At 61.4% G+C, this 1,160-nt stretch carries 1 protein-coding gene; it reads right to left on the bottom strand.

The window, feature by feature from the left end; all coding sequences use genetic code 11:
• Nucleotides 1-1,145, bottom strand: a protein-coding gene (locus XcyCFBP4188_RS22280) for an IS3 family transposase (RefSeq protein ID WP_104592876.1) whose coding sequence is annotated in 2 segments (ribosomal slippage) — nt 1-908 and nt 908-1,145 — 1,146 coding nt in all. Because the reading frame shifts where the segments join, the coding sequence is not laid out codon by codon here.
• Nucleotides 1,146-1,160 lie beyond the last annotated feature (15 nt).

Here is a 1,160-nt window from a genome sequence, read left to right on the forward strand (position 1 = left end):
TCAAGACCCTCGTTGCGCGTAGCGCCGTTCAAACTCTACAGGGGACAGGTCGCCAGTTGAACCGTGGCGACGGTTGGGGTTGTAGAACATCTCGATGTAGTCGAATACCTCGGCGCGAGCGGCGTCCTTGGTGGGATAGGTCCGCCGCCTGATCCGCTCGCGTTTGAGCAGGCCGAAGAAGCTCTCCACGGGTGCGTTGTCGTGGCAGTTGCCACGCCGACTCATGCTGCACACCAAGCCATGGGACGCCAGGAAACTGCGCCAGTCATCGCTGGTGTAGACAGACCCTTGGTCCGAGTGAACCAAGCAACCAGCGTTGGGTTTGCGCCGCCACACCGCAGACAACACCGCCTGCACGACCAACTCGGTGTCGGCCCGATCGCGCATCGCCCAGCCGACGACCTGCCTGGAAAACAGATCGATCACAACAGCCAAATACATCCAGCCTTCATGTGTGCGGATGAAGGTGAAATCGCTCGCCCAGGCCGTGTCCGGCTCAGTCACGTCGAACTGTCGGTCAAGCAGGTTGGCAGCCGCCTTGCACTGCATCCCTCCATGGAAGCGCGGTTTGCGACCATAGCCCACCTGGGCACGCAGTCCCTCGGTGCGCATCAGCCTGTGCACCCGATGGCGACTACAACGCTCACCTAGATCGCGCAGATCCGTGGTGATCTTGCGATGCCCATAGACACTGCCGCTGGCCAGCCAGTGGTGCTTGATCAGTCCCAGCAAGCGATCATCTTCCTTGGCGCGCTCACTGTCGGGCGAGCGTAACCAGGCGTAAAAACCCGCCCGGTTGACCCGCAACACCCGGCACATCGCACACAGCCTGAATTCGCTGCGATGGGCCTGCATGAACGCGTACTTTGCCTTTACCCCTTGGCAAAGTACGCGGCGGCCTTTTTTAGGATGTCGCGCTCCTCGGTCACTCGACGCAACTCTGCCTTCAGCCGCCGAACCTCGGCGCTCTGGTCCACCTCGGCGCGATGCACCACGCCAGACTTGCCGAACTTGCGCAGCCAGGCGTACAGGCTGTGCGTCGTGACACCCAGCCGCCCGGCGACTTCTGCCACCTTGAACCCACGATCAGTCACTTGCCGGACCGCCTCGATCTTGAACTCATCCGTATATCGCTTGCTGCTCATAGACACCTCCGAATC

Origin of the sequence: Xanthomonas hortorum pv. cynarae (assembly GCF_002939985.1) — a bacterium.
Lineage (GTDB): Bacteria > Pseudomonadota > Gammaproteobacteria > Xanthomonadales > Xanthomonadaceae > Xanthomonas > Xanthomonas hortorum_D.